Origin of the sequence: Streptomyces sp. NPDC004539 (assembly GCF_040610055.1) — a bacterium.
Lineage (GTDB): Bacteria > Actinomycetota > Actinomycetes > Streptomycetales > Streptomycetaceae > Streptomyces.
In genome coordinates this window covers 19,036-43,004 of sequence record NZ_JBEXLS010000011.1, presented here as the reverse complement: position 1 = coordinate 43,004, position 23,969 = coordinate 19,036, and the positions used below count along the sequence as shown (strand labels likewise).

General features: G+C 70.4%; 18 protein-coding genes. 8 read left to right on the top strand and 10 right to left on the bottom strand.

Going from position 1 to position 23,969, the window contains the following annotated elements; genetic code table 11:
- Positions 1–4 precede the first annotated feature (4 nt).
- The 3 genes from ABZX85_RS22990 to ABZX85_RS22980 form a co-directional block, all read right to left on the bottom strand.
- Positions 5–1,237, bottom strand: coding sequence for a cysteine desulfurase (locus tag ABZX85_RS22990; RefSeq protein ID WP_355871564.1), 1,233 nt, complete (start codon positions 1,235–1,237; stop codon positions 5–7).
- A gap of 73 nt (positions 1,238–1,310) precedes the next feature.
- Entirely contained in the window at positions 1,311–1,952 is a 642-nt protein-coding gene (locus tag ABZX85_RS22985) for a hypothetical protein (protein ID WP_355871561.1), read from the bottom strand.
- A 26-nt stretch (positions 1,953–1,978) separates the two neighbouring features.
- Positions 1,979–2,353, bottom strand: a complete 375-nt coding sequence (locus ABZX85_RS22980) for a VOC family protein (protein ID WP_355871558.1) — start codon at positions 2,351–2,353, stop codon at positions 1,979–1,981.
- A gap of 244 nt (positions 2,354–2,597) precedes the next feature.
- Here ABZX85_RS22980 and ABZX85_RS22975 point away from each other — a divergent pair, with 244 nt between their 5' ends.
- The 6 genes from ABZX85_RS22975 to ABZX85_RS22950 all read left to right on the top strand — a co-directional run bounded on the left by ABZX85_RS22975 (position 2,598) and on the right by ABZX85_RS22950 (position 10,103).
- The gene (locus ABZX85_RS22975; RefSeq protein WP_355871555.1) at positions 2,598–5,081 is read left to right on the top strand and encodes a YfhO family protein; all 2,484 of its coding nucleotides are present in this window, start codon (positions 2,598–2,600) and stop codon (positions 5,079–5,081) included.
- A gap of 185 nt (positions 5,082–5,266) precedes the next feature.
- Positions 5,267–6,295 (top strand): N-acetyl-gamma-glutamyl-phosphate reductase, encoded by a 1,029-nt coding sequence (argC, locus tag ABZX85_RS22970; RefSeq protein ID WP_355871552.1) that lies wholly within the window; start codon positions 5,267–5,269, stop codon positions 6,293–6,295.
- Positions 6,292–7,443, top strand: coding sequence for a bifunctional glutamate N-acetyltransferase/amino-acid acetyltransferase ArgJ (gene argJ, locus ABZX85_RS22965; RefSeq protein ID WP_355871549.1), 1,152 nt, complete (start codon positions 6,292–6,294; stop codon positions 7,441–7,443). The genes argC and argJ overlap by 4 nt, the downstream gene beginning before the upstream one ends.
- Complete coding sequence (argB, locus tag ABZX85_RS22960; protein ID WP_355871546.1) at positions 7,440–8,378, top strand: acetylglutamate kinase; 939 nt, start codon at positions 7,440–7,442, stop codon at positions 8,376–8,378. The genes argJ and argB overlap by 4 nt, the downstream gene beginning before the upstream one ends.
- A complete protein-coding gene (locus tag ABZX85_RS22955) occupies positions 8,375–9,571 on the top strand; it encodes an acetylornithine transaminase (protein WP_355871543.1) in 1,197 nt (398 codons plus the stop codon). The genes argB and ABZX85_RS22955 overlap by 4 nt, the downstream gene beginning before the upstream one ends.
- 7 nt (positions 9,572–9,578) lie before the next feature.
- Positions 9,579–10,103: an arginine repressor gene (locus ABZX85_RS22950; protein WP_355871540.1), complete on the top strand. Its 525-nt coding sequence runs from the start codon at positions 9,579–9,581 to the stop codon at positions 10,101–10,103.
- A gap of 62 nt (positions 10,104–10,165) precedes the next feature.
- Here ABZX85_RS22950 and ABZX85_RS22945 read toward each other — a convergent pair whose 3' ends face one another.
- From ABZX85_RS22945 to ABZX85_RS22915, 7 genes are all read right to left on the bottom strand, one after another.
- Positions 10,166–10,903 carry an FAD:protein FMN transferase gene (locus ABZX85_RS22945; protein WP_355871537.1) on the bottom strand — a complete coding sequence of 246 codons (738 nt, stop codon included), beginning with the start codon at positions 10,901–10,903 and terminating at the stop codon, positions 10,166–10,168.
- Between the two features lie 56 nt (positions 10,904–10,959).
- Positions 10,960–12,081 carry an FMN-binding protein gene (locus ABZX85_RS22940; protein ID WP_355871534.1) on the bottom strand — a complete coding sequence of 374 codons (1,122 nt, stop codon included), beginning with the start codon at positions 12,079–12,081 and terminating at the stop codon, positions 10,960–10,962.
- 74 nt (positions 12,082–12,155) lie between these two features.
- On the bottom strand, positions 12,156–13,538 hold the full coding sequence (locus ABZX85_RS22935; RefSeq protein ID WP_355871531.1) for a ferredoxin reductase family protein: 1,383 nt from the start codon (positions 13,536–13,538) through the stop codon (positions 12,156–12,158).
- A 150-nt stretch (positions 13,539–13,688) separates the two neighbouring features.
- The gene (locus ABZX85_RS22930; RefSeq protein WP_355871528.1) at positions 13,689–14,303 is read right to left on the bottom strand and encodes a hypothetical protein; all 615 of its coding nucleotides are present in this window, start codon (positions 14,301–14,303) and stop codon (positions 13,689–13,691) included.
- Complete coding sequence (locus ABZX85_RS22925) at positions 14,303–14,668, bottom strand: hypothetical protein (protein ID WP_355871525.1); 366 nt, start codon at positions 14,666–14,668, stop codon at positions 14,303–14,305. Before ABZX85_RS22925 ends, ABZX85_RS22930 begins: the two co-directional genes overlap by 1 nt.
- A complete protein-coding gene (locus ABZX85_RS22920) occupies positions 14,665–19,500 on the bottom strand; it encodes a caspase family protein (protein WP_355871522.1) in 4,836 nt (1,611 codons plus the stop codon). Before ABZX85_RS22920 ends, ABZX85_RS22925 begins: the two co-directional genes overlap by 4 nt.
- A 222-nt stretch (positions 19,501–19,722) precedes the next feature.
- A complete protein-coding gene (locus ABZX85_RS22915) occupies positions 19,723–20,628 on the bottom strand; it encodes a hypothetical protein (protein WP_355871519.1) in 906 nt (301 codons plus the stop codon).
- 257 nt (positions 20,629–20,885) lie between these two features.
- On the opposite strand from ABZX85_RS22915, the gene ABZX85_RS22910 reads away from it, so the two are divergent.
- The gene (locus ABZX85_RS22910) at positions 20,886–22,088 is read left to right on the top strand and encodes an argininosuccinate synthase (protein WP_355871516.1); all 1,203 of its coding nucleotides are present in this window, start codon (positions 20,886–20,888) and stop codon (positions 22,086–22,088) included.
- A gap of 101 nt (positions 22,089–22,189) precedes the next feature.
- Positions 22,190–23,620, top strand: coding sequence for an argininosuccinate lyase (gene argH / locus ABZX85_RS22905; protein ID WP_355871513.1), 1,431 nt, complete (start codon positions 22,190–22,192; stop codon positions 23,618–23,620).
- Positions 23,621–23,969: the final 349 nt, after the last annotated feature.

The following is a 23,969-nucleotide window of genomic DNA, read 5'->3' as shown; positions in this document are numbered from 1 at the left end:
CGTGTCAGACGCCGAAGTACTTCTGCGCCGCCCGCACGCCCGCCACCAGCGCGTCGACCTCGGCCTCCGTGTTGTACACGTAGAAGCTCGCCCGGGTCGTCGCCGGAATCCCGTACCGCTTCACGATCGGGCGGGCGCAGTGGTGGCCGACGCGGACGGCGACGCCGCGCTCGTCGAGGATCTGGCCGACGTCGTGCGGGTGGACGCCCTCGACCGTGAAGGAGAGCGTCGCGCCCCGGTCGGCGAGGTCGGTGGGGCCGACGATCCGGACGCCGGTGACCTGCTGGAGCTCCTGGAGGGCGTACGCCGTCAGCCGGTCCTCGTGGGCGGCGACCTCGCGCATGTCCAGGGCCGTGAGGTAGTCGATCGCCGCCGCGAGGGCCACCGCCTGGGACGTCATCGGGACGCCCGCCTCGAAGCGCTGGGGCGGCGGGAGGAACGTCGAGCGGTCCATCTCGACGATCTCGATCATCGAGCCGCCGGTGAGGAACGGCGGGAGTTCCGCGAGGAGTTCGGCCTTGCCCCACAGCACGCCGATGCCGTTGGGCGCGAGCATCTTGTGCCCGGAGAAGGCGAGGAAGTCGGCGCCCAGCCGCCGTACGTCGACCGGGCGGTGGGGGACCGACTGGGCGCCGTCCACGACGACGACCGTGCCGAACCGGTGCGCGCGGTCCGCGAGTTCACGGACCGGGTTGACCGTGCCGAGGACGTTCGACTGGTGGGTGAGGGCGAGGACCTTCGTGCGCTCGTCGAGGAGTTCGTCGATCCGGCTCAGGTCGAGGCGGCCGTCGTCCGTGAGGCCGAACCAGTCCAGGGTGGCGCCCGTCCGCTGGGCGAGCTGCTGCCAGGGGACCAGGTTCGCGTGGTGCTCCATCTCCGTGACGACGATCCGGTCGCCGGGGCCGAGGCGGCCCGCGTTGCCGAGGGAGTACGCGACGAGGTTGATGCCCTCGGTGGTGTTCTTCGTGAACACGATCTCGTCGTCCTCGGCGCCGATGAACCCCGCGACCGCGTGCCGCGCGTCCTCGTACCCCTCGGTCGCCTCCACCGACAGCTGGTGCGCGCCCCGGTGCGGGGCGGCGTTGCGGGTCAGGTAGAACTCCCGTTCCGCGTCCAGGACTCGCAGCGGCTTCTGGGTGGTCGCGCCGGAGTCGAGGTAGACCAGCGGGGCGCCGGAGTCCAGGGTCCGGCGCAGGATCGGGAAGTCCTCGCGCACCACGTCCACGTCGAAGCCCACGGTCGGCCACCTCTCACGGTTTCTGCGTTGGTTCTCCGTGAGAATACGTGCTGTCGGCACCCCCTCGCGCTCGTCAGCGGCGTCGGCGGAACCAGCCCCGCCGCGCCCGCGGCGCCGGTGGTCCCGGGAACTCCGGCAGCGACGTGAACGCCTCGTCCAGCGTCACCGTCGGCGTCAGCCGCCGCAGCGCCGTCCGCACCCGGGTCAGCGGATGGTCCGGGAAGTCGGCGTCCCAGCGCTCCAGGTCGCCCACGTGGGAGGGCAGGCCGCCGAAATCGCCGTACGGATGTGGCCGGAAGTAGTCGTCCGGGCCGACCCGGGCCAGGATCGCCGCCTCCCGTACGCCGGTCAGGGGGCCCTCGGCGGCCTGGGTCTTCAGGACCAGGCTGCACCGGTCCCTCGGGACGGTCCAGGACGCCAGGAACGCCTGGCCGGGGCGGGCGCCCAGCGGCGTCTTCACGAGCTGCCACACCGCCGGGAGCCCGCCGACCCTCCCCGGCTCGGCCTCGATCAGCCCGCCCCCGCTCTCCGCGACGGCCCGCGCGACGCCGGAGCGCAGCGGCGCCAGGTCGTGCGGCGGGGCCGGGAGATCGGGGACGAGGGGGAAGAAGTGCGCGGACAGGAGCAGGCCCGAGCCGTCCCGCCACAGACCGGGCTCGACCTCGGTGAAACCGGTGAGGTCGAGCCCGGTGACCGGCGTGTTCGCTATGTTCACGCCGGCCATCCTCGCAGGCCGTGGGGTTACAGATACGGCCTGGTCAGCAGCTCGATCGCGTGGCCCGCCGGGTCCTTGAAGTAGACGCCCCGGCCGCCGTGCCCGGTGTTCGTCTCACCGGGACGCTGCATCTGCGGGTCGGCCCAGTGGGTGATCCCGGCGTCGCACAGCCGCCGGTACGCGCGGTCGAAGAGGTCGTCGTCGACCAGGAACGCGTAGTGCTGCATCTGGATCTCGACGGGCGGCTCCGCGAACTGGAGCAGCGTGCCGTCGGCGAGCTGGATGTTGGTGAACGGGCCCCAGGAGGGGGCCTCGCCGACTTCGAGGAGGTCCCGGAAGAACCGGGCGGACTCCTCGCGGTCCTTGGACGCGATGATGGTGTGGTTGAACGAGGCAGGCATACGGTGTCGGCCTTCTTGGCTCGGAACGGAAACAGCGGAACGCGTCTACGTCTCCGAGCTGACGGCGGGGCCCTGCCCCACCCGGGGGTCAGCCGCCCACCGGGTCGCCCGTCCGTGAATGGCGCCTGCGCGCCGGTCCGGTGATCACACCGACGACCCTAGCCAAGGGGAACGGCGGTCGACAAGCCGGTTAACCTTCCGGGACGTCCGCAACCCCCGGACCGACGCCACCCTCTGAGCCTGCGTGGAAACGACCGCCCGCACGCGCCGGGCCGCCTCGGGGCTCGCCGCGCTCGTCACGCTCGCCGTGTTCTGCGCGGCCGACGCCATCGCCCGCAGCTTCCCGTTCGGCCCGCGCACCCGCGCCGTCAACGACCTGGGCAACCAGTACCTGCCCTACCACGCGCACCTCTGGGACCTCCTGCACGGCCGCGCCGACGGCGGGCTCCTCATGAACTGGCAGTCCGGGTTCGGCGCGAGCTTCCTGCCCGACTTCGCGACCTACGTCAGCAGCCCGTTCGCCCTCCTCGTCGGCGTCTTCCCGCGCGACGAGATCGACCTCGCCGTCTACGTCGTCACCGCGCTGAAGACGGCGAGCGCGGCGGCGGCCATGTCCTGGCTGCTGCTCACCCTGCGCCCCGGCCCGCGCTGGGCCGCCGTCCTGCTCGGCACGTCGTACGCGCTGTGCGGGTGGAGCCTCGCCGACGCCTCCTACAACCTGATGTGGCTCGACGGACTGATCGCGCTGCCGATGCTGTGCCTGGTCGGGGAGTGGCTGCTCGCCGGGCGCCGCCGGGTCGTCGGCGTGCTCCTCGTCGCGCTCGCCTGGATGGCCAACTTCTACACCGCGTACATGGCGACCCTCGGCGCCGCCCTGGTCCTCGCCGTGCGCCTCGTCCTCCTCGCCCCGCCGCGCCGCGAGACCCTCGCCGTACTGGGCCGGGCCGCCCTCACCGCCGCCCTCGGCATCGGCCTCGCCGCGCCGCTCGTCACCGTCGTCTACTTCGGCAGCGAGCACGCCTCGCCGGGCCACTTCAGCGGCTTCGTCCCCTCCGGCGCGCCGGACGTCCTGGCCCGGCTGATGCCGACGACGTACGGCTTCGGCACGCCCGGTCTGTACGTCGGGACGACCGCGCTGCTCCTCGCGCTCGCCCTGCCGTGGCACCGGGCGGTCCCGGCACGGGTGCGGTGGGCGTGGTGCGCGCTGGTCGTCGTCATGTTCGCGTCGATGCAGTGGGGGCCGACGCAGCTCGCCTGGCACGGGTTCACGACCCCGCAGGGCTCGGGGTACCGGGAGGCGTTCGTGCTGTGCGCGTTCCTGGTGCTGGCGGCCTGGTACGGGGTGTCGTACGGGCTGCCGGACGTGCGGGCGCTGGGGGTCGCGGCCGGGGTGCTCGTGGGGATGGCAGCGGTGGCGAGCGGGAGCCGGCTCGTGCGGCCCTTCGTCCTGCCGGTCCTCGCGGTGGTCGCCGTCGGTGTCCTCGGCGCGCTGCTGCTGCTCCTGAAAGGGAAGGGGCGCGCGGGGCTCGCCGTCGCGCTGCTGGTGGCCGTCCAGCTCGGCGAGGTCACCGGCACCTCCGCCGTCACCACCCGGCTGCGGCTGGCCCACTTCGACAACTACGCGCCCTGGGGCGACCGGCAGCGGGCGCAGGCGGACGCCGTCGCGTCGGCCGACGGCTGGCCCGCCTTCCGCACCGACCCCGGACGCGAACAGACCGTCGGGAACGACCCGTTGATCGTCGGCGGACAGGGCGCGCAGTACTACAGCAGCCACACCTCGGACGTCCTCTACCGCACGCTCACCGCGCTCGGCGACGGCTGGACCTCCGGCGGGCGCAGCCTCCAGAGCCTCGACAACGCCGTCACCGACACCGTGTTCTCGGTCGGCGCGCGCGTGCACTCCCCGCCGGACCCGCACCAGGACTGGTTCCCGCAGGACGGCACCGGCGAGACGGTGACCCGGCAGGACGTGCCGCCGCTGGTGACGGTACGGCCCGCCGGACCGCGCCCCGGGTGGGGGCCGTCGCCGTACCGGAACCAGGAGCTGCTGCTCGGGACGCGCGTCTACACGATCCCCCGGACCACCCTGCGCGGCACGAGCCTCACGGCCCGGTGCCCGGCGGGCAGCGAGGCGTACCTCTACGCCCCGCTCTTCGCGGGCACCGCCCGGCTGGAGGGCGGCACGCTCATCGGGCGGTTCCGGGCCGACGCGCACAAGAAGATCGCCGCGATGGCGAGGCTGGGCCAGGTCCCCGCCTCCGGGCAGGTCAGGGTCGCGCTCGTCCCGAAGCGGGCGGTCCGGATGCCGGGGCAGGGGTCCGTGGGCTGCCTCGACACCGGGCGGCTGCGGGCCGCCGCCGACCGGCTCCGGGCGACCGGCGCGACGAAGGTGACCGTCTCCGACGGCACGATCCGCGCCGAGCTCCCGAAGGGCAGCCGGGGCCTCGCCGTCGTCGCCGCCCCGCGCATCGCGGGCTGGCGCTGCGCGATCGGCGACGCCCCCGCCGTACCCGCGCAGCAGTTCCACGGCCTCATCGCCGTCCCCCTCAACCCCACCTCGACCGCCCTGACCTGCACCTTCCACCCCCCGGGCCTCCGTCTCGGCCTCGGCGTCGGGGGCCTCGCCCTGGCAGGCACCCTGCTCCTCGCCGCCTGGCAGGCACTGCGCCGGCGTACGCGGACGACGGTCCCGGCCTCGTCGAGCGAGCGGTTCGCGCCGGTCTCCTGAGGGCGGGCGCCGGGTGCGCCGGTGTGTCGACCCCGTTGCGCCCGGTTGCCTCCGGCGAGAGGTAGGCCACGGTTTTCCGCCTCCGGGGCGGGGGAGGGATCATCCGGGCTGCCGTGTGACCGTATGCGATCGATTGCATAAACGTGCAGCGAGACGTATAGTCATGCCATTCGGAGGAGGAGTTCATGGTGGTACGTGCGGCAGTCGCCGGAGCGAGCGGGTATGCGGGCGGTGAGGTGCTGCGCCTGCTCCTCGGCCACCCCGAGGTCGAGATCGGCACGCTCACCGGGAACTCCAACGCCGGACAGCGCCTCGGCTCGCTCCAGCCGCATCTGCTGCCGCTGGCCGACCGGGTCCTCGCCGAGACTACGCCCGACGCCCTCGCCGGGCACGACGTCGTCTTCCTCGCCCTCCCGCACGGCCAGTCCGCCGCCGTCGCCGAACAGCTCGGCCCGGACGTCCTGGTCGTCGACATGGGCGCCGACTTCCGGCTCAAGGAGGCCGGCGACTGGGAGAAGTTCTACGGCTCCCCGCACGCCGGCACCTGGCCCTACGGGCTGCCCGAACTGCCGGGAGGCCGCGCCGCGCTGGAGGGGTCCAAGCGCATCGCGGTCCCCGGCTGCTACCCCACCGCCGTCTCCCTCGCCCTCTTCCCGGCCTACGCCGCCGGGCTCGCCGAGAACCAGGCGATCGTCGTCGCCGCCTCCGGCACCTCCGGCGCGGGCAAGGCCCCCAAGACCAACCTCCTCGGCAGCGAGGTCATGGGCTCCATGTCCCCGTACGGCGTCGGCGGCGGCCACCGCCACACCCCCGAGATGATCCAGAACCTCAGCGCGGCGGCGGGCGAGCCGGTCACCGTCTCGTTCACGCCGACCCTCGCGCCCATGTCCCGGGGCATCCTCGCCACGTGCAGCGTCCAGGCCAGGCCCGGCGTCACCGCCGAGACCGTCCGCGCCGCCTACGAGAAGGCCCTCGCCGACGAGCCGTTCGTCCACCTCCTCCCCGAGGGGCAGTGGCCCGCGACGGCGTCCGTCCAGGGTTCCAACGCCGTGCAGATCCAAGTCGCCTACGACGAGGCCGTGGACCGGATCATCGTGATCAGCGCCATCGACAACCTCACCAAGGGCACCGCCGGCGGTGCCGTCCAGAGCATGAACATCGCCCTCGGTCTCCCCGAGGAGCTGGGTCTTTCCACGATCGGAGTCGCACCGTGAGCGTGACGGCAGCAAAGGGATTCACGGCGGCGGGCATCGCCGCCGGGATCAAGGAGAGCGGCAACCCGGACCTGGCCCTCGTGGTCAACACCGGTCCGCGCCGCGCCGCCGCCGGTGTCTTCACCTCCAACCGCGTGAAGGCCGCGCCGGTGCTGTGGTCCCAGCAGGTGCTGACGACCGGTGAGTTGACGGCCGTCGTCCTCAACTCCGGGGGCGCCAACGCCTGTACGGGCCCGAAGGGGTTCCAGGACACGCACGCGACCGCCGAGAAGGTCGCCGAGGCCCTGAACGTCGGCGCGGGCGAAGTGGCCGTCTGCTCCACGGGACTCATCGGTGTCCTGCTCCCGATGGACAAGCTCCTCCCGGGAGTCGAGGCGGCGGCTGCCCAACTGTCCGAGCACGGCGGCGAGAAGGCCGCCATCGCCATCAAGACCACCGACACCGTCCACAAGACGTCCGTCGTCACGAAGGACGGCTGGACCGTCGGCGGCATGGCCAAGGGCGCGGGCATGCTCGCACCGGGCCTCGCCACCATGCTGGTCGTCGTCACCACCGACGCGGACGTCCCGAGCGACCTGCTGGACAAGGCGCTGCGCGACGCGACCCGGACCACCTTCGACCGCGTCGACTCCGACGGCTGCATGTCGACCAACGACACCGTCCTCCTCCTCGCCTCCGGCGCCTCCGAAGTCACCCCGGAGTACGCCGAGTTCGCGGAAGCCGTCCGCCAGGTCTGCGACGACCTCGGCCAGCAGCTCATCCGGGACGCCGAGGGCGCCAGCAAGGACATCAAGATCGAGGTCGTCAACGCGGCGACCGAGGACGACGCCGTCGAGGTCGGCCGCTCCATCGCCCGCAACAACCTCCTCAAGTGCGCCATCCACGGCGAGGACCCCAACTGGGGCCGCGTCCTGTCCGCCATCGGCACCACGCGAGCCGCCTTCGAGGCCGACGAGTTGAACGTCGCCATCAACGGCGTCTGGGTCTGCAAGAACGGCGGCGTCGGCGAGGACCGCGAGAAGGTCGACATGCGCTACCGCGAGGTGCACATCGTCGCCGACCTCTCCGCCGGCACCGAGACCGCGACGATCTGGACCAACGACCTCACCGCCGACTACGTACACGAGAACAGCGCGTACTCCTCATGAGCGAGACACGGAAGCACAAGGCGCTGCCGAAGGCGCAGATCCTCATCGAGGCGCTGCCCTGGCTCACCCGGCACAACGGCAAGACGGTCGTCATCAAGTTCGGCGGGAACGCCATGGTCGACGAGGGGTTGAAGGCCGCGTTCGCACAGGACGTCGTCTTCCTCCACCACGCCGGCCTCAAACCGGTCGTCGTGCACGGCGGCGGACCGCAGATCAACGCCGCCTTCGAGAAGCACGGCATCGTCAGCGAGTTCAAGGCCGGCCTGCGCGTCACCACCGAGGACGCCATGGACGTCGTCCGCATGGTCCTCGCCGGACAGGTCCAGCGCGAACTCGTCGGCCTCCTCAACCAACACGGGCCGCTCGCCGTCGGGTTGACCGGCGAGGACGCCCACACCATCACCGCGACCAAGCACCGCCCCGAGATCGACGGCGAACTGGTCGACATCGGCCGGGTCGGTGAGATCACCGCGATCGACACCGGCGCCATCGAGGCGCTGCTCGCCGACGGCCGTATCCCGGTCGTCTCCTCGATCGCCCGCAGCGAGGACGACGGACATGTCTACAACGTCAATGCTGATACGGCGGCTGCGGCACTCGCTGCGGCACTGGGCGCCGAAACCCTCGTCGTCCTCACCGACGTCGAGGGACTCTACGAGGACTGGCCGAACTCCGACGAGGTGATCAGCCGCCTCACGGCCTCCCAACTGGAGAAGCTGCTGCCGGAGTTGAGCTCCGGCATGGTCCCCAAGATGGAGGGCTGCCTGCACGCGGTGCGCGGCGGCGTGCAGACCGCGCGCGTCATCGACGGCCGCGTCCAGCACTCCATCCTGCTGGAGATCTTCACGGATGACGGGATCGGCACGATGGTCGTGCCCGACGAAGCCGTATCCGACGAGGCTGTATCCGACGAACAGAAGGGGGACTCGGAATGACCGGCAACCAGGAGCTGACCGCCCGCTGGCAGGGCTCGCTCATGAACAACTACGGCACCCCCCGGCTGCCCCTCGTGCGCGGCGCCGGCGCCCAGGTGTGGGACGCCGACGGCAACGAGTACCTCGACCTCGTCGGCGGCATCGCCGTCAACGCGCTCGGCCACGCCCACCCGGCGATCGTCGAGGCCGTCTCCACGCAGATCGCGTCCCTCGGGCACGTCTCCAACCTCTTCGTCGCCGAACCGCCCGTCGCCCTCGCCGAACGCCTCCTCGCCCGCTTCGGGCGCGACGGCAAGGTGTTCTTCTGCAACTCCGGCGCCGAGGCCAACGAGGGCGCGTTCAAGATCGGCCGGCTCACCGGCCGTACGCACATGGTCGCCACGACCGGCGGGTTCCACGGGCGCACGATGGGCGCCCTCGCGCTGACCGGGCAGCCCGGCAAGCAGGACGGGTTCCACCCGCTGCCCGGCGACGTCACGCACGTTCCCTACGGCGACGCGCAGGCGCTGGCCGCCGCCGTCACCGACGAGACCGCGCTCGTCATCATCGAGCCGGTGCAGGGGGAGAACGGGGTCGTCGTACCGCCCGCCGGGTACCTGAAGGCGGCGCGCGCGATCACCGCCGCGACCGGGGCGCTGCTGGTCCTCGACGAGGTGCAGACCGGGATCGGGCGGACCGGGCACTGGTTCGAGTACCAGGCCCACGAAGGCGTCCTGCCGGACGTCGTGACACTGGCCAAGGGGCTCGGGGGCGGGCTGCCGCTCGGCGCGACCGTCGCCTTCGGGCGCGCGGCCGACCTGCTCCAGCCCGGTCACCACGGGACCACCTTCGGCGGGAACCCCGTCGCCTGCGCCGCCGGGATCGCCGTTCTCGACACGATCGAGAACGACGGGTTGCTGGAGAACGTCAAGGCGCAGAGCGAGAGGTTGCGGGACGGGATCGAGGGTCTCGGGCATCCGTTGATCGATTATGTCCGGGGAGCGGGCCTTCTCCTCGGTATCGTGCTCACCGGGCCGTACGCCGCGCAGGTGCAGCAGGCGGCCCAGGATGCCGGGTTCCTGGTCAACGCGCCGGCCGCCGACGTCGTACGGCTCATGCCGCCGCTGAATCTGCGGGACGACGAGGTGACCGCGTTCCTCCAGGGGCTGCCGGGCATCCTCGACACAGTGCACGGGGACGTACGCGGAGAATGAGACGACGATGAGTGATGCCGCCGCTGGGCCGGCCGTTCCCCAGACGCGCACCGCGCGTCACCGGAGGATCGTGGACATTCTCAACCGGGAGCCGGTGCGGTCGCAGAGCCAACTGGCGAAGCTGCTGTCCGACGACGGGTTGAGTGTCACGCAGGCGACCCTCTCGCGGGACCTTGACGAACTCAACGCCGTCAAGATCCGCAACACCGATGGGGACTTGATCTACGCCGTGCCCAGCGAGGGGGGGTTCCGTACGCCGCGCGCTCCGCTGGGGGAGTCCGCGAAGGAGGAGCGGATGCGGAGGCTCTCCTCCGAGCTGCTGATCTCCGCGGAGGCGTCCGCGAATCTGGTGGTGCTGCGTACGCCGCCTGGGGCCGCGCAGTTCTTGGCGTCCGCCATCGATCAGGCTGAGCTGCATGACATCTTGGGGACCATCGCCGGGGACGACACGTTGCTGTTGATCAGCCGGGAGCCGAGTGGGGGGCAGGCGTTGGCGGATCATTTGCTGCGGTTGGCTCAGAGCGGCAGTTGAAGAGGGGGGAACTGTGGTGGGCCGACTGCGGGTTGGATGTGGCTGGTCGCGCCCGCGTTGCATCAGCCGAGCCGTGCTGCCAAGCCCCCTGTGCATCTGACCTCGTCGCCCGCCGTGATCAGTAACGCCTCCACGTCCGGCAGGCTCTCCAGCCACGCCAGGCCCTCCCTGGAACCCATCGCGAAGGCCGCCGTCGCCCAGCAGTCCGCCCAGGTGAGGGTGGGGGCCACAACGGTCACCGCCACCAGGTCCGTCACCGCCGAGTGGCCCGTTTTCGGGTCGACTATGTGGGCGCCCCGTTCGGCTGTGCCGGAGGTCGCCACCGCCAACTCCGGGGCGCCCGCCGCCGATACGACCGCGGCGAGGCCGCCGGGGCGCAGGGGGTCGGACACGCCTACGCGCCAGGGGCGTTCGGGGCCGGGGGTGCCCAGGAGCTGTACGTCGCCGCCTCCGTTGAGGCTGACGCCGGTGGGGTCGGCCGCCGCGAGCATGCGGGCCGCGCGCTCCGTGGACCAGCCCTTGACGATGCCGGTGGGGTCGAGGCGGCCCTCGTAGCGCATGCTGAACCAGCCGTCGCTCAACCGCTCGGCCTCGGCGCCCAGTTCGAGGACCTCGGTGACCTCGGGGGAGCAGTCGGCGAGGGTGAGTTCGCCCCGGGCGAGGCGCGAGATCTCACTGTCCTCGCGATAGGTGCTGAACACCGCGTCGACCCGGTGCAGGAACGCCACCGCCTCGTCGAGGGCCGCACGGACCGGCGCGGGGTCCCCGCCGCGGACGTCGAAGGAGAAGACAGTCCCCATGACTTCTTCCACATGACGTACCGCGGCGGGAGCTTCGGAGGGTTCCGGCACCGGGGTCAGATCCCGGCCTGGTCCAGGGCCGACTGCAACGACTTCTTGTAGCCCTCGGAGGTGGAGGTCGCGCCGGAGACGGTGTCGACGTTCGCGGACTGCTTCGTGACGGCCTCGGAGTTGAGCTTCGGCACGGACTGCTCGGTCTTCTGCGTCGACGTGCCACCCGAAGGCGCCTTCACGGCCTCCGCCTTGGTGACCTTGCCGCCCGCGACGGTGATCCGGACCTGCACGTCACCGAACTGCGTCTGCGCCACCTCGCCCGTGAAGGTACCGGAGGCTTGCTGCTGCTGGCCGCTGCCCGACTGCTGGCCGCCCCCCGACTGGTTGCCGGAAGACTGCGAACCCCCCTGCGCCGACCCGGCGTTGGCCTTGTCGATCGCCGACTGCAATGACTTCTTGTAGCCCTCGGACGTGGAGGTCGCGCCCGACACCGTGTCGACGTTCGCGGACTGCTTCGCGACGACCTCGGAGTTCAGCTTCGGCACCGACTGCTCGGTCTTCTGCGTCGAGGTACCGCCCGACGGCGCCTTGACCGCCTCCGCCTTGGTGATCTTCCCGTTCGCGACGGTGATCTGCACCTGGACGTCACCGAACTGCGTCTGCACCGCGTCCCCGGTGAAGCTGCCGGACGCCTGCGCCTGACCGCCGCCCGACTGCGAACCACCCTGCGCGCCACCCGAGTTGGCCTTGTCGATGGCCGACTGGAGGGACTTCTTGTACCCCTCGGAGGTGTACGTCGCCCCCGAGACCGTGTCGATGTTCGGGGACTGCTTGGCGACGACGTCCGCGTTGAGCTTGGGGACGGCGTCCGCGGTCTTCTGCGTCGACGTCCCGCCCGACGGCGCCTGCACGGCCTCCGCCTTGGTGATCCGGTTGTTGTCGATCGTCAGCTTGACCTGGACGTTCCCGAACTGCGTCTGGACGGCGTCCCCGGTGACCGTGCCCGTGACCGGCGCGCCGGCACCGCCCTGGGCCGCCTCCTGCGCCGACGCGCCCGTACCGGCGGCCTGCGCCGAGGACGAACCGGGGTCGGAGGACGGCTTGAGCGTCAGCAGCAGCACGATCCCGGACACGGTGGCGGCACTGGCCAGCACGACACGCCGAAGCGGGTGGCTCTTCCTCATCTGTTTCTGGGCTCCTGATATCCGTGGAAGGAGAGGTCAAGTGGGGGGTGGCGTGCCGCAGTCGGACCCGATGGTCACATCTCGAACGACTCGTGGTGGATACGGCGGGCCGGGACCCCGGCGCCGCGCAGCGACTCGTACACCGACTGCGCGAACCCGCCCGGACCGCACATGAAGACGTCGTGCTCGGCGATGTCCGGGATCTTCCGCTCCAGGGACTCGGCGGAGATGTCGGGGCGTTCGCCGTCGGGGCTGTTCACGGCGTACATGAGCCGTGCGCCGCGCTCGTCGGCGATCTTCGCGAGCTCGTCCCAGAGCGCGAGGTCCTGGGTGCTGTTGGCCCGGTAGAGCAGGGTCAGGTCACCGGGGGCGCCCGGCAGCGTCTCGAACAGCGCGCGCATCGGCGTGATGCCGACACCGCCGGCCACCAGCAGCACCTTGCCCCGGCTGCGGCGCGACGCGGTCATCGCGCCGTACGGGCCCTCGGCCCACACCTTCGTGCCGGGCGTGAGACCGCGCAGGGCCATGCTGTGGTCGCCGTTCGCCTTCACCGTGATCCGCAGCATGCCGGGTCGCGGCGCGGCGGACAGCGAGTACGGGTGCGAGCTGAACCGCATGCCGGGGGCGAGGAACCGCCAGCGGAAGAACTGGCCGGCCTCCGCGCCCATCCGGTGCAGCTTGCGCCCGCCGATCAGCACGGACACCACGCCGGGTGCCTCCTCGACGACCGCCTCGACGTACATGCGGTGACGCAGGTTCAGCCGGATCGGCGTCAGGACGCGGTACCAGACCACCAGCGCGGTGACGGCGCCGTACAGGCCGTACCAGACCGTCTTCGCGGTCGAGTTGACGACGAACTCGTTGCCCGTGGTGAGCTGGTGCCAGAACGTCAGGAACACGGCCGCGTACGTCATGAGGTGGATGTGGTACCAGGTGTCGTACGGCATCCGCTTGCGGACCCCGCCGACCGAGACCACGCCGATCAGGACCAGCAGGCCCGTGCCGATGGCCGCCTTGCCCATGTCCGGGAGCTGGTTGACGATGTCCAGGGTCTGCTGGACGAAGTCGCCGAAGGTCTTGCCCGCCTGGAGCGCGTACCCCCACACGATCAGGATGACGTGCGCGAACGTCAGGCACAGCGTGTACCGGCCGCTCATCGCGTGCCAGCGCGCCACCCGGTCCGAGCCGACCCACCGTTCGAGGACGGGGACCCGAGCCATCTGGAGCACCACGAGCGCCATCAGATATCCGGCCAACAGGCCCGTGATCCGGCCCGCGTTGAGAATCATGCTGTCGGTGTCGGCGACGTTCGGCGTATTGTCCCACCACAGCCACAGCACACCCACAGCACCCGCCCAGACGGCGAGCAGGAGAGGGACGGCCGGGGACCGGCGCGGGCGGATGCGGCGCATCGTCTGGCGGCGGGCGGCACGTCCGCCTGCGATCGTGGTGGTCACGGTTCCTCCGTGGGACTTGACCCTTGGCCCACAAGTACGTGACGAATGCGGAGAGCGTTCAGCCGGTTGGAGAGTATCGGCGCGGAGTTTTCTATGGATCTTTCTACGGATCTTTTTACGGAGCTTCCTGTGCGCCTCTTGTGAGGCCCCTCATGAGGCGCAGGCCGCCACCGGGGTCACCGACAGCACCTGAGCTGCCGGAAGCAACGTCTCCCCGGCGCCCTTCACCTTGATCCGTACGCCGTCCCGGCCCGCGCCGAGGAGTTCACCGCAGCGGTCGCCGACGGTCGTGCCGACCCGCACCAGATGGCTCGGGGCCGCCTCCCCTTCCGTCGTCGCCCATACGACGGTCACGGCTGCCGCCGCCAGGGTGATTCCGGCCAGACAGCAGAAGGTCGCGTAGCGGATGTACCGGGTGGCGCGGGTGATTTCGCTCCGCGTCCAGGTGCGGAGCGCCTGGCCCGCCAGCAGCATCCGGCTGTCCGGGGTGCCGTGCGCGGCGCGTACGGCGAGAATCGAGCCGGTCAGCAGGAGGGCGAACGCGGTGACGACGAGGGTGCCGGCGGTGTAGCGGGACCAGGTCGGGACCTTGCTCAGGTCGTCCCCGCCCTTGAGCGTGACCAGGATCGCGAGCAGGGCCGTCAGCCCTGTGAGCCCCGAACGCCAGCCTTCCGCCTGCCTGCGCAGCTCCGGAAGCTGCGTGAACTCCAGCTCCCTGGCCAGCTCGGCCCAACGCCGGTTGCGTCTGTCGACCGGGCTTGTCATCAGGGGGTTCCTGCCTGGAGGTCGGTCACGGTCCAGCTGGCGCCGCAGCCCACGAAGCCGACGTCCGCCGGGAGTTGGGGGTGGGGGTGGCCGCACTCGCAGTAGTGGGTTTCCTGGAGGAGGACGGATTCGAGGGTGGTCGCCGGGGTGGGGGCGGGGGTGGCGGCTCGGCGGCTGAAGATGCCCTTCGTGCCGGTGCCGGGGAGGCCGTAGGCGTGCGGGGACGCGGTGGGGCCCTGGCAGCGGGGGCAGATGCCTTGGACGGTGACCGTCTCGCCGTCGGGGGAGGTGTGGTGGGTGAAGGGGGTGGCTGTCTCGCCTACATGCGTCTCGACGTAGGGAGTGCCGTGGTCGTGGGTGCTCATGTCTTCTGGTCCAAGGTCAGGCTGAACATGCCGGCGTACTGGGAGAGGCGGTCCCTGACCCAGGGTTCGGTCATGCCGGTCGCTTCCGCGGCTCGGGTGATGTGGTCCTGGGTGACCTGGCCTTCCAGGGCGGGGAGCAGGCCGTCGAGGTGGCGGCTGAGGATGGCCAGGTCTTGCCAGAGGGGGATGAGGTCGGGGGGGTCGGGGAGGGGGGTGGGGGTTTCGGTGAGGGGGAGGTAGGGGGTGATGCGGGCGGCTGTGCGGGGGAGGGGTTCGCCCAGGCGGGCGGCGATGCTCAGGAGGTCGAGGGGGGTGTGGGGGGAGGTGGGTGGGGTTACTCGGTGGGAGTCGGAGAGGGCCAGGAGGTCGTGTTGGGTGGGGACTTGGGTGGGGAGGGCGGCGAGTTGGGTGGGGGTGAGGTTGGGGATGAGGGCGCCGAGTTCGCGGAGGGGGAGGAGTTCTGCGTGGGCTGTGGCGGGGGTGGTCGCTCGTCGGCGTGCGTAGGTTGCCAGATCGTGGGGGCGTAGGGGCTTCCATACCGGGGTGCCGAGTGTCTGGTTCGGGTTGTCGAGGTGGTCCAGCAGGGCTGTCGTCATGTGTCCGGTCGGGTGACAGTCGCCGAGGGACGCGGGGAGATGAGGCAGCGTGAATTCGAAGCGTTCGGTGTACGTGTCTGCTGTCGCCCAAACGTCCGACAGCGTCTCATTGAGGCGGTTCGCGGCGTTGAACAGGACGGCAGAAGTCACGGCGTAGGCGGGGTAGTCATTCTCGATCAGGGAGGCTTCCTTGCCGGACAGGATGTAGCGGTCGTGAAGAGGCAAAGTGTCCCATTCGAGGACGATCGCGATGTTGTCCGGGAGCCTGACGCCGACACTTCGTAGATCGTCCACGGCGAGATCCAGATCCACGATGTCTGAATCCTCGTCGCAGGCCAGGTGAAGGGACTCGGCGGTCACTCCATCCTCCAAGAGGACACCCAGGGAGGCCAGTTGCCGAACCAGGATGGCCGCGTCCGTCGAGGGCCGCGCATCGGTCGCAGAGGTGCACCGGCGTTCGTGGAGTAGGCCGAGATCCGTGGCTGCCTGCGCGAGTTGTTCCTCCGCCGTGTACAGGTCAGTGCCCAGGGTGTCGGCGAAGTCCACCGTCGCCGCCCAGGGCAGCAGATCCTCCCGGACGAAAATCCCCACCACGTCCCGGAGATCCTCATCGAGGGAGGGCCAGCGACGCACTACCTCGGTCAGCGGCACCGTCCAGCCCAGCCAGGAGAACTCGGCGAGCGCGTGGTGCACTTCCGGCACGCTCGCGCCGGTGTTTTGGGCGACCTGTTCCAGGCCCATGAGTGTGGTGGGTAGAGCCCAGCCGGACCGACCGGAACGGAGGAAGATCCGCTGGAGGTCGCTGTCCGTGCAGACGCGGTCCTGGAGGTGCTCCGGGACCACGGGCAACGGCGAGGGCAGAAGGGGCTGGAAGGGCGTGAGCTGCCGCACCAGTTCGCCGAGGGGGAGGGCCGAGCGGACTGAGAGCGCGAGCAGGGAGCCCCAGTGAAGGGTGCCGTCGCCGCCGGCTACTTGGGTCATCGTGCCGCTGCTGGGATCGAAGAGCCGGAAGAGAGCGTAGCTCTCCGACGCCTGGGGCACCGTCTCCCCCCGGTGCGGCAGGGGAGCGTAGTGTACGTGCGCGATCCGCAACTCCCTTAGTCGACGCTGCACTTGTTCCGGGTGCGCCTCCTGTGCGGTTGCTCGGTGCAGTACCCGATGCCAGGAAACTGGGGCGTTCTGAACGAGCTCCGCGTCTCCCGGAAGGGGAACCGGATACCCGTCGAGGCTGGCCGGTGCTGCCATGTCCTGGAATTGCCGTGACATCCCGAAGACCTTGACGCGCCAGGGCAGGTACGTATCGTGCCCCGTCGACAAGTTCGAGTTCGTGATGAGGGCGTCGTCCCGATGGAACCAGCCAACCTGGTCCAAGGACCTCGGCTTCCGCCCCGGCACATCGACCTGTACTCCCTCCCCCCGCCACTCCGAGCCAAGCACCCTCGCCAGCGCAGGACTCCGCTGATCCAACCGCCATATCCACCGCAGCGACAGCAACGCCGACCCGGGCAACACCCCCGCCCCCCTCCGCCACAGCTCCTTCACCCACCCGGCGTCATACCCCTGCAACTCCTTCCGGTTGACGCTGAGTTTCCCGGCCCGAGCCCCACTCAGATTCACCACATACCCGAACGGCTCCTGATCGGTCGCGATCCCGTCGCAGAGAATCGCCCCACCCCCATCCACCCACCACAGCTCCCCAGGAACCGCCTCCAAAGAAGGAAGCGCCCCCGCCTGCAAAACCCCCGGACTCCACACATTCTCCACCCCACCCAAATCCCGCGCCTCGACCCGGAATTCACTCACCCACACCAGCTCCTGCAACACCCGCACACACGACAGATCCCGAATCCGCTCATCCTCCCGCAGGTAAAGCCGAACCCGAGTACCCCCCTCAGCCACCCCGTCATCAGCCCCGTCATGCCGCTGCACCCGGAACAGACTCCCACTGCTCGGAATATCCACCCGCAGCGCATGCTCCGCAGGAATCCCCTTCGGACTCACCTGCCGAGTGACGATGCTCATCTCATCGGCGAGCATGAAATAGCTGAACACCCCGATCCCGAAACGGCTGTTGGGATACAGCCGCAACGACGGATCATGCCGCAACCACTTCGACTGCTCGCGCCGAAAAGAGGACGACCGCTCGAACCGGCTCCCCGCCCGCGTGAACGTCTGCTTGAGCTGCTCCCGGCTCATCCCCACACCATTGTCCCGGCACTCCACATACCGCCCCCGCTCGTCCTCCCCCTGAGAGAAGACGATCCGCCCGTTCCATTCGACGGGATGAGCCCCCGAACTCTCCAGATACCGCCACCGCATGCCCCGATACCGGCAGGCGTCCATCGCGTTCTGGTACAGCTCACGAAGGGCCAACTCGGGCTCGCCGCCATAGAGTTGCTCGCCCATCAACAACTCCCGCACCTCGGTCTGCGCGAGATGGAACCGCAGCAACGGCACCTCGTACGACTCCCGCCCCCCGACCCGGGAGGGCCGCAGCTCCCGATCGGTCACCCGCCCCGGCACCTCCGCGAGCAGCACCCCGCCCCCGGAGATCCGCCCGGCGACCCGGTCCGCCTCCTCGACCACCTCCGCGAGAGCGGCATGCACAGCCTGATGCGGACACAACGCGTCGAGATGCAGCGCGCTCCCTTCCCGATGCCAGCTCAACTCCCGCGCGACCCCCACCACTTGCTGGGGCAACACCGCATCGGAGACGGCGAGATGATCGGCGACGACATCGGGCAGCACCCGCACATCCACGGCCAGCAGCGAGGCAAGCCGCAACAACGCCCCCAACTCACCCACCCGCAACTCCTGATGCCCCTTCCCCGGCACCAGCACCCGCCGCGGCCCCCACCCCTCGACCGTCTCCTCGGCCCCCACCCCCGAGGCCACCGCCCGCAACGACTCCCCGAGATCCTGCGCCCGATCCGCCACCAACCCCAACCGCTCCGCGAGCCCCACGGCCGGCCCCACCGGTACGACCTCGTCGTCCGTCTCGAACCGGTCCGCGATCCACCGATGTACCAGCCACATGGTCAGCGCGGCGACGTCCTCGACCCGCCCCCGAGCCCGGCAGTCCGCCAACTTCCGCGCGATCCGCCCGTGTTGCTCGACGACCTGCTCGTAGTGCAGCCGATGCGCGCTCCCACCCCGCCGCTCCACGTCGTACGGCCCCACCTCGACGGCCTGACTCACCCGTTCCGCCCACGCGACCTCGTGCAGGAACGGCGCGGCGACCAGCGCGACCACCTCGACGGCGGACAACGCGAGCCCAGGGGGCAGCAGTTCCGGCAGGCGGTCCCGCAACACCCGTACGGGGAAGGCGTCGTCGACCCACGGATCGGCCTCCTCCCACCGCTCCTGGGCGCGATGCACGACCCGGGCGCTGTCCTCCGCGAACTCCTCCAACACCCCGACGAGAACGTCCCGTTCACCCGCAGGGACGTGCTCCCACAACGGCGTCTCCCGCACCGCCCCCTGCCACGCCTCCAGCAGCGCGCGCCCCTCGCAGATCTCCGTCTTCCTGGTCCGGTCCTCCTCGTACGTCCCGTACCGGAACCAGGGGGTCTGCTGCACCCTGTGCCGCCGCGCGGACTTGATGGTCGCCGCGCGGGCGGCGGCGAGGACGTCCTCGACGGTCCGGGCCGGCGTCATGGGACCGAGCGCCTCGGCCAGCCCCTTCGTGAAGAAACTCCCCTCGCCCGTGTAACCGCTGTACTCCCCGGCGGAACACCCCGCCATCACGGCGAACCCGCCCTGCGGCGGCCCGCTGTCGGCCTGGTTGGCGAACTGGACGCCGTCGCCTTCGAGTTCGGTACGGCAGGCGTCGACGAACCAGAGAACGGTGCCGGCCTCGCAACTCCGCAGCAGGGGGCTGATGTTGGCCGGCAGCAGGGTGTCGAGGTGCAGCTCGCTCCACACTCCGTCGGAGGGGGCGATGGCGTCGGCGGGGACGAGGTAGTCGATGCCGTCGACCCGTAGACCGTGCCCGCTGAAGTACAGCAACAGCGTTCCGTCGGCGGGTACTTGGCGGGCCGTCCCGTCGATCGCCAGCCTGATCTGGTTGCGCCCCGCGTCGGGCAGTACCTCGACCTCGTACCCCGACGCCCGCAACGTCGCCTCAAGCAGCCGCAGATCCGAACCGACCGGCTCCTCCAGCGGCTCCAGCACCCCGGCCGTCTCGGGCGCTCGCCCGACCCCGATGAGCAAAGCCCTGCGCGCCGCCTGTGCCATGTCCCCGTCCCCTCCCCGAACAGAGGAACATGATGGCACCGGGCGGCGCGCGGTCACTCATCGAACACATCCGCACACAACCACAACGGTCACCACGGGAACGCGTGCCGGCGCACACACCCTCGCCGCCAACACCTCGGCCCCACGACCCACTTACCCCCGAACACGGCAGCAGCCGCCCCGGCCGGCGTTTCCTCGGGGCGGCCACTGCGTCCTGTCACGTCACTGGTTGACCGTGCAGGGCGCCAGCGCGTCAAGGCCGACCGGCTTGGCGGCGGTGCGGCCGATGGCCGTCGCGATGCGGTTGATCGTGGCGACGCGCTTGTCCTTCAGCGGGCCGACGATCGCGTTCTGGACGAAGTTCGGGCCGCCCTGGCCGACGGTGTTGACCAGGCGGGTGTTGGCTTCCTGGATCTGCGTCTGGAGGAGCTGGAGGTTGCGGGTGACCTCGGCCTGCGCGGTCGCGGGGATCGCGGGGAGCTGCGAGGCGACGTCCGGGCACGAGATCGTGCCGACACCGGCCGCGTTACCGGCGTTCCCGTTGTTGTTGCCCGCGTTGCCGTTGTTGTTACCGGCGTTGTTGTTGCCCGTGTTCCCGGTGTTGCCCGTGTTCCCGGCATTACCGGTGTTCCCCGTGTTACCGGCGTTCCCCGTGTTCCCGCCCGCGTTCGTCCCCGCGTTGCCCACGCTGCACGGCGCCAGCGCGTCAAGGCCGACCGGCTTGGCGGCGGTGCGGCCGATGGCCGTCGCGATGCGGTTGATCGTGGCGACACGCTTGTCCTTCAGCGGGCCGACGATCGCGTTCTGGACGAAGTTGGGGCCGCCCTGGCCGACCGTGTTGACCAGGCGGGTGTTGGCTTCCTGGATCTGCGTCTGGAGGAGCTGGAGGTTGCGGGTGACCTCGGCCTGGGCGGACGCGGGGATCGCGGGGAGCTGCGAGGCGACGTCCGGGCAGCTGATCGTGCCGGGGCTCGCCGCGAGGGTCTTGGCGTTCGTGGTGGTGTTGTCGGACGAGTCCTGCCCGGCGAGGGCGGTGCCGGCGATGACGGCGCCGGACAGCACGACCGCGGCGGCGCCACCGATGAGGCCGACGCGACGCTTGTTGTACTTGGGGAGAGCCCTGGACATGGAGATGCCTCACTTGGGTCAGGAAGTGGGTGTTCAACGCGGCGCCTGCGTTCGACGGGAAGTACGAGCAAGCGGTTGCTGTTGTTCAACGCCTCCTCAAACGTGGCTCAAGAGATCTTCACAACCCGATCAGGTGAGTGAACGCCGGACGCCGCCCGCTCCCGCCCCCGCTCCCACCCCCGAACCCCCGGATTGACGAATCATGCAGAGTGCTGCATACTCATGCATGTCAGCGAATGCACTGTGAGGAGAAACCCGTGACCGAGCGCGTCGTACTCGCCTACTCAGGCGGATTGGACACCTCCGTCGCCATCGGCTGGATCGCCGAGGAGACGGGCGCCGAGGTCATCGCCGTTGCGGTCGACGTCGGCCAGGGTGGCGAGGACCTGGACGTCATCCGCAAGCGCGCCCTCGCGTGCGGCGCCGTCGAGGCCGAAGTGGCCGACGCGAAGGACGAGTTCGCCGAGGAGTACTGCCTCCCCGCGATCAAGGCCAACGCCCTCTACATGGACCGCTACCCGCTGGTCTCCGCGCTCTCGCGGCCGACGATCGTCAAGCACCTCGTCGCCGCCGCCCAGAAGCACGGCGCCACGACCGTCGCCCACGGCTGCACCGGCAAGGGCAACGACCAGGTCCGCTTCGAGGCCGGCATCGTCGCCCTCGCCCCCGACCTCAAGTGCATCGCCCCGGTCCGCGACTACGCGATGACCCGTGACAAGGCGATCGCGTTCTGCGAGGAGAAGAACCTCCCGATCGCGACCACCAAGAAGTCCCCCTACTCCATCGACCAGAACGTCTTCGGGCGCGCGGTCGAGACGGGCTTCCTGGAGGACATCTGGAACGCCCCGATCGAGGACATCTACGAGTACACCCAGAACCCGGCCGTCGCCCGCGACGCCGACGAGGTGGTCATCTCGTTCAAGGCGGGCGTCCCGGTCGCCATCGACGGCAAGCCCGTCACCGTCCTCCAGGCCATCCAGCAGCTCAACGAGCGCGCCGGCGCCCAGGGCATCGGCCGGATCGACATGGTCGAGGACCGTCTCGTCGGCATCAAGTCCCGCGAGGTGTACGAGGCTCCGGGCGCGATCGCCCTCATCACGGCCCACCAGGAGCTGGAGAACGTCACCGTCGAGCGTGAACTCGCCCGCTACAAGCGGCAGGTCGAGCAGCGCTGGGGCGAACTGGTCTACGACGGCCAGTGGTTCTCCCCGCTCAAGCGCGCCCTGGACGGTTTCATCGACGAGGCCAGCCAGCACGTCAACGGCGACATCCGGATGACCCTCCACGGCGGTCGCGCGGTCGTCACGGGCCGGCGCTCCGACACGTCGCTCTACGACTTCAACCTGGCGACGTACGACACCGGCGACTCGTTCGACCAGGCCGCCGCCAAGGGCTTCATCGACATCTACAGCCTGTCGTCGAAGATCGCCGCGCGCCGTGACCTTACAGGCGGAGCCTGATGTGGACCTCGCGTAACCGATAGCGTGACAGCGACCGCCTCCCCGACCGGTGTCCGGTGGGGGAGGCGGTCGTACATCCGGACTTCTGAGGAGCAAGTGCAGTGAGCAGCAACAGCGGTGACGTACGGCTCTGGGGCGGCCGTTTCGCCGACGGTCCCGCCGAGGCCCTGGCGAAGCTGTCCGCGTCCGTCCACTTCGACTGGCGGCTCGCGCCCTACGACATCGCGGGCTCCCGCGCCCACGCGCGCGTCCTGCACAAGGCGGGCCTGCTCACGGCCGACGAACTCACGCGCATGATCGCCGGGTTGGACCAGCTCGAAGCGGATGTCGCCGACGGCTCCTTCGTCGGCACGATCGCGGACGAGGACGTCCACACCGCCCTGGAGCGCGGCCTGCTGGAGCGTCTCGGCCCCGACCTCGGCGGCAAGCTCCGCGCGGGCCGCTCCCGCAACGACCAGGTCGCGACCCTCTTCCGGATGTACCTGCGCGACCACGCCCGGATCATCGGCGGCCTCATCGCCGACCTCCAGGACGCGCTGATCGGTCTCGCGGAGGCCCACCCGGACGTCGCGATGCCCGGCCGCACGCACCTCCAGCACGCCCAACCGGTCCTGTTCGCCCACCACTTGCTGGCCCACGTCCAGCCGCTGTCCCGCGACGCCGAGCGCCTGCGGCAGTGGGACGACCGTACGGCCGTCTCCCCGTACGGCTCCGGCGCGCTCGCCGGCAGCAGCCTCGGGCTCGACCCCGAGTCGGTCGCGGCGGACCTCGGGTTCGAGGGCGGCAGCGTCGGCAACTCCATCGACGGCACGGCGTCCCGTGACTTCGTCGCCGAGTTCGCCTTCGTCACGGCGATGATCGGGATCAACCTCTCCCGGATCGCCGAGGAGATCATCATCTGGAACACGAAGGAGTTCTCCTTCGTCACCCTCCACGACGCGTTCTCCACGGGCTCGTCGATCATGCCCCAGAAGAAGAACCCGGACATCGCGGAGCTGGCGCGCGGCAAGTCGGGCCGCCTGATCGGCAACCTCACGGGCCTCCTCGCCACCCTGAAGGCGCTCCCCCTCGCCTACAACCGCGACCTCCAGGAGGACAAGGAGCCCGTCTTCGACTCCTGCGACCAGCTCGAAGTCCTCCTCCCGGCCTTCACCGGCATGATCGCCACCCTGACGATCCACCGCGACCGCATGGAAGAACTCGCCCCGGCAGGCTTCTCGTTGGCCACGGACATCGCGGAATGGCTCGTCAAACAGGGCGTCCCCTTCCGCGTGGCCCACGAGGTCGCCGGCGAGTGCGTCAAGGAGGCGGAGTCCCAGTCCAAGGAACTCAACGACCTCACCGACACCGAATTCGCCAAGATCTCCCCCCACCTCACCCCCGACGTCCGCACCGTCCTCAACGTCCCCGGCGCCCTCGCCTCCCGCAACGGCCGGGGCGGCACGGCCCCGAGCGCGGTGGCGATCCAACTGACGGAACTGAAGTCGAACGTGGCCGAACAACACAAGTGGTCAGAGGCCAAGAACAAGTAATCCCCACCAGGAACCAAACCCGCCCCCGAACCGGGCGGGGGAGGGGGGGAGGGCCGAAGGCCCCTTCCCCCCCTCCAGGGGCGCGGGGAACTGCGCGCTCAACCCAAAACCACCCGCACTCGCCCACAAACAAGGCCCCCACCCCCTTGGGCGAAGGGGGTGGAAGGGGCACAGCCCCTTCAGGACGGGACGGGTAGGGGCGGCGGGGGCGAACCAAACCCCACAGAGCCACGTCGGCGGAGGCGCTGGACGCCCGAGACGGCTCCGGCGGCCTGCGTGTCCACGCCCACGGCCGCCCGGCCCCCGCCGAGAAGACCGCGTTCATCGCCGACACCCGCACCGAGATCAT

Coding starts and splice junctions, on each gene's coding strand:
- ABZX85_RS22980 (WP_355871558.1), bottom strand. CDS start 2,353: ATGCCTGCCTCGTTCAACCACACCATCATCGCGTCCAAGGACCGCGAG.
- argC (WP_355871552.1), top strand. CDS start 5,267: ATGGTGGTACGTGCGGCAGTCGCCGGAGCGAGCGGGTATGCGGGCGGT.
- argB (WP_355871546.1), top strand. CDS start 7,440: ATGAGCGAGACACGGAAGCACAAGGCGCTGCCGAAGGCGCAGATCCTC.
- ABZX85_RS22955 (WP_355871543.1), top strand. CDS start 8,375: ATGACCGGCAACCAGGAGCTGACCGCCCGCTGGCAGGGCTCGCTCATG.
- ABZX85_RS22950 (WP_355871540.1), top strand. CDS start 9,579: ATGAGTGATGCCGCCGCTGGGCCGGCCGTTCCCCAGACGCGCACCGCG.
- ABZX85_RS22945 (WP_355871537.1), bottom strand. CDS start 10,903: ATGGGGACTGTCTTCTCCTTCGACGTCCGCGGCGGGGACCCCGCGCCG.
- ABZX85_RS22940 (WP_355871534.1), bottom strand. CDS start 12,081: ATGAGGAAGAGCCACCCGCTTCGGCGTGTCGTGCTGGCCAGTGCCGCC.
- ABZX85_RS22930 (WP_355871528.1), bottom strand. CDS start 14,303: ATGACAAGCCCGGTCGACAGACGCAACCGGCGTTGGGCCGAGCTGGCC.
- ABZX85_RS22925 (WP_355871525.1), bottom strand. CDS start 14,668: ATGAGCACCCACGACCACGGCACTCCCTACGTCGAGACGCATGTAGGC.
- ABZX85_RS22920 (WP_355871522.1), bottom strand. CDS start 19,500: ATGGCACAGGCGGCGCGCAGGGCTTTGCTCATCGGGGTCGGGCGAGCG.
- ABZX85_RS22915 (WP_355871519.1), bottom strand. CDS start 20,628: ATGTCCAGGGCTCTCCCCAAGTACAACAAGCGTCGCGTCGGCCTCATC.